The sequence below is a fragment of the Streptomyces sp. NPDC014907 genome (assembly GCF_055562975.1).
In genome coordinates, this window is the sequence record NZ_JBVHEG010000013.1 from 166,287 (window position 1) to 173,475 (window position 7,189).

The 7,189-nt window shown below is 74.8% G+C and carries 7 protein-coding genes; 5 read left to right on the forward strand and 2 right to left on the reverse strand.

Translation table 11 applies throughout. The features are described 5' to 3' along the window. Positions 1-86: 86 nt before the first annotated feature. The 3 genes from ACZ3IL_RS26580 to ACZ3IL_RS26590 all read left to right on the forward strand — a co-directional run bounded on the left by ACZ3IL_RS26580 (position 87) and on the right by ACZ3IL_RS26590 (position 3,688). A complete protein-coding gene (locus tag ACZ3IL_RS26580) occupies positions 87-650 on the forward strand; it encodes a TetR/AcrR family transcriptional regulator (protein ID WP_467394194.1) in 564 nt (187 codons plus the stop codon). A gap of 126 nt (positions 651-776) precedes the next feature. After that, the gene (locus ACZ3IL_RS26585; protein ID WP_467394196.1) at positions 777-1,847 is read left to right on the forward strand and encodes a medium chain dehydrogenase/reductase family protein; all 1,071 of its coding nucleotides are present in this window, start codon (positions 777-779) and stop codon (positions 1,845-1,847) included. Between the two features lie 161 nt (positions 1,848-2,008). Further along, a complete protein-coding gene (locus ACZ3IL_RS26590; protein ID WP_467394198.1) occupies positions 2,009-3,688 on the forward strand; it encodes a PP2C family protein-serine/threonine phosphatase in 1,680 nt (559 codons plus the stop codon). Between the two features lie 56 nt (positions 3,689-3,744). On the opposite strand, the gene ACZ3IL_RS26595 is transcribed toward ACZ3IL_RS26590, so the two are convergent. Then, complete coding sequence (locus tag ACZ3IL_RS26595; RefSeq protein ID WP_467394200.1) at positions 3,745-4,473, reverse strand: phosphodiesterase; 729 nt, start codon at positions 4,471-4,473, stop codon at positions 3,745-3,747. A gap of 269 nt (positions 4,474-4,742) precedes the next feature. On the opposite strand from ACZ3IL_RS26595, the gene ACZ3IL_RS26600 reads away from it, so the two are divergent. Both ACZ3IL_RS26600 and ACZ3IL_RS26605 read left to right on the forward strand, forming a co-directional pair. Beyond that, positions 4,743-5,228, forward strand: coding sequence for a cation:proton antiporter regulatory subunit (locus tag ACZ3IL_RS26600; RefSeq protein ID WP_467394202.1), 486 nt, complete (start codon positions 4,743-4,745; stop codon positions 5,226-5,228). Between the two features lie 7 nt (positions 5,229-5,235). Then, positions 5,236-6,531 carry a cation:proton antiporter gene (locus ACZ3IL_RS26605; protein WP_467394204.1) on the forward strand — a complete coding sequence of 432 codons (1,296 nt, stop codon included), beginning with the start codon at positions 5,236-5,238 and terminating at the stop codon, positions 6,529-6,531. Positions 6,532-6,680: 149 nt separating this feature from the next. Here ACZ3IL_RS26605 and ACZ3IL_RS26610 read toward each other — a convergent pair. After that, positions 6,681-7,189, reverse strand: a 509-nt coding sequence (locus ACZ3IL_RS26610) for a flotillin domain-containing protein (protein WP_467394206.1), incomplete at its 5' end; no start/stop codon positions are given.

Below are 7,189 nucleotides of genomic sequence, written 5' to 3' on the forward strand. Positions count from 1 at the left end.
CACCGCGCCCCGGCGCACACGGGGGAGCCGGTCACGAGGGTGCCACCGCGCTTGACGTCCACCAGAGTGAGTGATTGAGTACTCACATGACGACGGAACGCCGCAGACTGTCCACCGCCGAAGAGCGCCGGGAGACGGTGCTGCGCACGGCCATCGGGGCGTTCGCGGCCCGCGGGTACTTCGGCACCACCACCACGGAGGTGGCCAAGGCCGCCGGCATCTCACAGGCCTACGTGTACCGCCTCTTCCCGAACAAGGAGGCGCTGTTCACCGCGGTCGTCGAGCATTGCTTCGTCCGGGTCCGCGCCGCCCTCGAAGGCGGCGCGGCGGATGCCGGGAGCAGCGCCCCCGAAGCGGTCCTCGCCTCGATGGGCGACGCCTATGCCCGCTTGATCAGCGACAACGACCTCATGCTGGTCCAGCTGCACGCCCAGGCGGCCGCCGTCTCCGAGCCGGGGATCAGGGAGGCGGTGCGGGCGGGGTACGCCCGCACCGTCGAGTACGTCCGCGGCGCCTCGGGAGGCGACGACGGGCAGGTCCAGCAGTTCTTCGCCACCGGCATGCTCTGCCACCTGCTGGTCTCCGTCGACGCCGAGGCGGTCTCCGCGCCCTGGACCCGTACCCTGTCCGCCGGGATCACGCACTACTGAGCGCGCTCCCGGCCGGCGGCCCCGTGCTCGTGCGCCGGTGGGCGCCCTTTTTTCGCCCCAATTAGTGAGTGGTCAACCACACACTTCACTCTCATCGGCTCCTTCCTCTCGAAACCGAGGTTTCTCATGGCCGGCAAGCCCCGCCCGAACGACCACCACGCCCCCGCCCCGGCGCCGTCCACCGTCACCGAGGCGGTGCTGCCCGGAGTCGTCGAGCCGGACGGCATCCGGGTGCGCGTCCGGCCCGCCCGCCCGGCCGGGCCCGGACAGGTGGTGCTGGCGATGGAGGCCGCCGGGATCTCCTTCGCCGAGCAGCAGATGCGCCGCGGCAAGTACTACGACCAGCCGCCCTTCCCCTTCGTCCCCGGCTACGACCTCGTCGGACGGGCCGTCGAGGTGGGGGAGGGCGTCCCCGGCGACCTGCTGGGACGGCGCTTCGCGGCCCTGACCAAGACCGGGGCCTGGGCCGGCCGCGTCACCGTCGACGCGGCCGACCTGACCGCGGTGCCCGATCCGGTCGACTCCGCCGACGCCGAGACCTTCGTGGTCAACGGCGTCACCGCCTGGCAGATGCTCCACCGCGTCGCGAAGGTCCGCCCCGGGCAGACCGTCCTCGTGCACGGCGCGAACGGCGGCGTCGGCTCCACCCTCGTACAGCTCGCCCGCGTCGCCGGCGCCCGGGTCGTCGGCACCGCCTCGGCGAGGCACCACGACGCCGTCCGGGCGCTGGGCGCGACCCCCGTCGACTACCGGGACCCCGCCATGGACCGGCGGCTGCGCGCCCACGCCCCGCAGGGCTACGACGCGGTGTTCGACCACGTCGGCGGCGAGGGCGTCGTCGCCTCGTACCGCCTGCTCGCCGCCGGGGGCACCCTCGTCTCCTACGGCACCGCCTCGACCCGCGACGTCCGGGGCTCCTCGAGGCTCCCGGTCCTCAAGCTGTTCGCCCGCCTGGCGCTCCGGAACGCGCTGCCGGACGGCAGGAGCGCCCACTTCTACAACATCTGGGCCGGCCGGCGCAGGCGCGACGCCTTCCGCGCCAGGCTGCGCGCCGACCTGACCGAGGTCTTCGCCCTGCTCGCCCGGGGCGAGATCGTCCCCCAGGTCGCCGCCCGCGTCCCGCTCGCCGAGGTCGGCGAAGCGGTACGGCTGGCGGAATCCGGCACCGTGGTCGGCAAGGTCGTCCTGGTGCCGTAGGGACCCCGCGCCCGGGGCCGCCGCGGAGGGACGGACGGCGCTCGGCGGCCGGATCCGGTCACGGTCCGTCGCGGCCGCGCACTCCCGGGCCCGGTCTCCCGGACGGTCCCGCGCCGGGACCGTCCGTGGGCCGTGAGGACCATTCGTGGCATGCTCGTCCCATGAAGGGTAGGCGCGTCGAGCCGGACATGCCCGAGCCGGGAGACCGCGGCTCCGGGGGAGTCGCCGCGCTCTCCGGCACGGCCGGCGACGACTCGGTGTTCTCCTCGGAGCGCTATGTGGCCCGCCGCCGGCGGACGGCCGGGGACGCCCCCGTCCCCGCCCTGTCGGCGCCCGCGGTCCAGGAACTGCTCGACGGCCTTCCGGGCTCGGTGATCTTCCTCCTGCCGCTGTTCGGCGAGGACGGCGGGGTCGAGGACTTCCGGATCGCCGCGGCCTCGCCCGAGGCGCTGGACGTCGGGGGCCGCTCCGGGGCGGAGCTGGTGGGGCTCAGCGTCCTGGAGACCTACCCGACGGTGTTCGGCACCTCCCTGTGGCGCGGGTACCTCGAAGCGCTGGAGAACGGCGTCCGTTACGAGGGGGAGCCGTTCGAGTACGAGGAGCTCCTCGCCGGCATCCCCCGCCTCTCCCGGTTCGCCGTCCGCGTGGCGCCCGGCCAGGGCGGGCTGGTCGTCTCCTGGGTGCGCCTCGACGACGGGGCGCGCGAGCGCCGCCGCCTCGACGTCATGCAGCGCCTGGGGAACATGGGCTGGGCGCACTGGGACCTCGTCCGGGACACCCTCGTCTGGTCCGAACAGGTCTACGACATCTTCGGCCGCGACCCCTCCCTCGGCCCGATGCCCCTGGAGGAGCTGCCCCGGCACGTCCCGGACGAGGACCTTCCCGCCCTGGGCGCCACGGTCCGGCGCCTCCTCGGGGCGGGTCTGCCCGTCGACCACACCTTCCGCGTCGTCACGCCCACCGGGGAGGTGCGGTACCTCCGGATCGTCGCGGAGGCCGAGGCGGACGCCCACGGTTCGCCGGTCGAGGTCCACGGCTTCTTCCAGGACCTCACCGCCGTGGAGCGGGCCAAGGAAGAGCTGGTGGAACGCGAGCGGACCGCCCTGGCCCAGCAGGAGATGCTGGCGGCCGAACGCGCGCTGGCCGCCCGGCTCCAGCACGCCCTGCTGCCCCTTCCCCAGCAGTCGCTGCGTCTGGCCGGGCTCACCGTCGACGTCGCCTACCAGCCCCTCCAGCAGGGTCTCAACGTCGGGGGCGACTGGTACAGCGCCATCGAACTGCCCGACGGCAGCGCCCTGCTCGTCGTCGGCGACGTGGCCGGCCACGGACTCGACGCCGTGGCCACGATGGCCCAGCTGCGCTTCACGGCCAAGGGCATGGCCATCACCGGGACCCCGCTCGCCACCATCCTCGCCCGGCTCAACACCCTCCTGTGGCACAGCTCGGACCGCGCCTTCAGCACGGCCACGATGATCATGGCCCGTTACGAACCCGGGGAGGGGCTCCTCACCTGGGTGCGGGCCGGACACCTGCCGCCCCTGCTCCTGCGCCGGGGGGAGACCCGGTACCTCCCCTCGCCCCACGGCGTCCTCCTGGGCGCCACGATCGCGCCGCGCTACGAGGAGTCCACGATCCGGCTGCTGCCCGGCGACCACCTGCTGTTCTTCACCGACGGCCTGATCGAGACCCCCGGGGAACTCCTCGACGAGGGGTTCGGCCAGCTGGCCCGCGCGGTGGCCGGGGCCTGCCAGGGCGAACGCCCCCTGGAGGGAATCCTGGACGCCCTCGTCGACCCGGCCACCCGCCGCGACGACATCTGCGTCCTGCACGTCTGCGTCTGATCCGGCAGCCCCGCGAGCCGCCTCCGCGAGCACGGGCCCGCCGGGAGCCCGTGCCCTCAGTCCGCGTGCCGTCCGGCCCTCGACCCCGCGTACGCGGCGACGCGCAGGGAGCGGAGCCGCTCGACGGGACGGAAGCCGGGCAGGGAGTTCCGGTAGGGGTCGAACGCGTACGGGCCCGGGGCGGTCTCCTCGTGCAGGAGGAGAAGCCGGGCCAGGGGCCACCACCCGGTGGCCGTGCCGAACCCCAGCCGGAACGCGAGGGGACGCGCCCCCACGGCGGTGTGACGGCCGGGCGCGCCCCCGGGCCCCGGCACCGGGAACGCGGCCACCACGCCCCGCGCCCCGCCGACGACGTAGGACAGGAGCGTGCTGTACGGGCCCGAGGTGGCGGACGCGCGCGGCACCGGCAGGTGCCGGGCCAGACGGCCGCTGCCGCTGCTGGTGAGGAGCAGTTCCAGGGGGTGGCCCGGACCGCCCGCGTCCTCCACCCGCAGCGCGAGCCCGAGCCCGTCGGGCAGCGGACTCGGCAGCCCGGCGCCCCGGGACCACCGCGCCGTCACCCGGTAGGAGCCCGGTTCGTCCAGCCACGGCACGCCCCACCGGAACCGGTGGTCGGGCACGACGAGGCTCGCGGCGAGCACCACCCCCCGGGGGTGGAGGGCCGGCCGCGCCCCCCGGCGGCGGGCGAGGACCCGCGCCGCGCGGAAGGCGGCGCGGTCGAGGCGGCCGGGCGAGTGCACCGGAGGGTCCGGCGCCGACGGCGGTGCGCGGTGGTCCGTACTCATGCCCGCCGCCTACCCCGGACGGAGCGGATCGATTCGCCCTCCCGCCCCGGCGGCGGGACCGATGCCCCGGCCCGTCCTCACCGTGCCACCGGTGTTCTGTCCATCCGTGCCCACACCCGTGTTCCGGGCTTCCGCGCGGATGGCACCATAACGGGGTCACGGGGTGGGGAGCGGCGCCGTTCCCCCCGTGGCCATTCCTTTCCACGCACGGGCCCGAACCGGCCCCGGCCGGCCGTGACCCGGCCACGACGACAGGAGGCGACGGGCCTGTGCCTGCTCCGCGGACGAGAACGACACCCCTGCCCGGCATCGGAGTCCAGTACGACTTCACCACGCGCGAGCACCGCCAGCTCTCGGTCATCGCGCACCGCGACGGGACCCGGACGGTGAACGTCTACCGGGCCGACGACCCCGACGCGTGCGCCCAGTCCCTCCACCTCACCGAGGGGGAGACGGCCTCCCTGATCGACGCGCTCATGCCGGCGCACCACAGCCCCAACGTCCTGCACACCACCGATCTCGGGCTCGTCGCCGAGCGGATCGAACTGTCGGGCCACTCGCACTGGAACGGCCGCGTCCTCGGTGACACGCGGATGCGCACCGAGGCGGGCGCCTCCGTCGTCGCCGTGCTGCGCCGTTCCGGAGCGATTCCGTCCCCGACGCCGGACTTCCGGCTCGCGGGCGGCGACACGCTCATCGTGATCGGCACCCGCGAGGGCGTCGACGCCGCCGCCGCGATCCTCGGCCGGGAGTGAGGGGCGCGTGCACTCCGCTGTCTTCCTGATCGAGTTCGGCGCCATCATCCTCGGGCTCGGCCTGCTCGGCCGGCTCGCGGGCCGGTTCAGCTTCTCCCCGATCCCGCTCTACCTCCTCGCGGGGCTCGCCTTCGGCAAGGGCGGTCTGCTGCCGTTCGGCGCGAGCGAGGAGTTCGTCGCCATCGGCGCCGAGATCGGGGTCATCCTCCTGCTCCTGATGCTCGGCCTCGAGTACACCGCGAGCGACCTCGTCTCCAACCTCAAGACCCAGTACCCGGCCGGACTCGTCGACTTCGCCCTCAACGCCCTGCCCGGCGCGGCCGCCGCGCTGCTGCTCGGCTGGGGGCCCGTGGCCGCCGTCGTCCTGGCGGGCGTCACCTGGGTCTCCTCGTCCGGGGTCATCGCCAAGGTCCTCGGCGACCTCGGCCGCCTGGGCAACCGCGAGACGCCGGCGATCCTCAGCATCCTGGTCCTCGAGGACCTGGCGATGGCCGTCTACCTGCCGATTATCACGGCCCTGCTCGCCGGCGTCGGCCTCGCCGCGGGCAGCGCGACGCTCGCGATCGCCCTGGGCGTGGCCGGGCTCGTGCTCTTCGTCGCCCTCCGGTACGGGCGGCTGATCTCCCGTTTCGTCTCCAGCGACGACCCGGAGAAGCTGCTCCTCGTCGTCCTCGGCCTGACCCTGCTGGTCGCCGGTGTCGCGCAGCAGCTCCAGGTCTCCGCCGCCGTCGGCGCGTTCCTCGTCGGCATCGCCCTCTCCGGCGAGGCCGCGGAGGGCGCCCACATCCTGCTGAGCCCGCTGCGGGACCTGTTCGCCGCGGTCTTCTTCGTCTTCTTCGGCCTGCACACCGATCCCGCCAGCATCCCGCCGGTGATCCTCCCGGCGTTCGCCCTGGCGGTCGTCACCGCGCTGACCAAGATCGCCACCGGGTACTGGGCGGCGCGCCGGGCCGGGATCGGGACCAAGGGCCGCTGGCGGGCGGGCGGCACGCTGGTCGCGCGCGGCGAGTTCTCCATCGTCATCGCCGGACTGGCCGTCAGCGCCGGGGTGCAGCCGCAGCTGGGGCCCTTCGCCACCGCCTACGTCCTGGTCCTCGTCGTGATCGGGCCGCTGACCGCCCGCTACACCGAACCGGTCGCCGCGTACGTCGCCCGCCGCCGGGGCGCGCCGGCGGCGCGGGCGGCGGACGGAGCCGTGCCCCCGGGTGCGGAGTCCTCGCTGGGGAACGCCGTTGGAGCCGTGGAGAAGGACGGCGACGGCGTGGGCGTGGCGGAGGGGCGCGACGCGGCCGGCCGCGTCTGACCCGGCACCGCGCCTCCCTCCCGCGGGCGGGGGAGAGGTGCCGTGGGGGGGCACGTCCGGTGGACGTGCCCCCCCACGGCGTTCCGGACCCCGGCCGGGCCGGCTGATCGGGTTCGATCGGTCCGGCTGATCGGGTCCGGTCGGCCGGTTCAGCCGGTTATCTCGACGGTCTCGCCCTGCGGGCCGTGCGGGCCGTGTGGGGCGGCAGGACCGTGCGCGTCCCGGGATTCCCGCGCCTCCGGGGACTTCGGAGACGCCTCCTGCTTGCGGGTGACGCCCCGCAGGAGGGAGGCGAGGTCGACCCCGGTGGTGGCGGAGAGGAGCTCCATGCCCTGGGCGACGTTGTCGGTGACCGTGCGGGACAACTGGCTCGCCCCGTCGGTGGAGATGACCGTCATCCTGTCGATGGCCGACAGCGGTTCGGACGCCTTGGCGACGATCTGGGGCAGGACCTCGACGAGCATCTGCAGGACGGCGGCGTCGCCGTACTGGGCGAAGGCGTCGGCCTTCTTGCGCATCGCCTCGGCCTCGGCGGAGCCCCGGGCGGCGATGGCGGCGGCCTGGGCCTCGCCCTCGATGCGCACGGCGTCGGCGAGCGCCGCGCGGTGCGCCTTCTCGCCCTCACCGGTCAGGCGGGAGCGCTGGGCGTCGGCCTCGG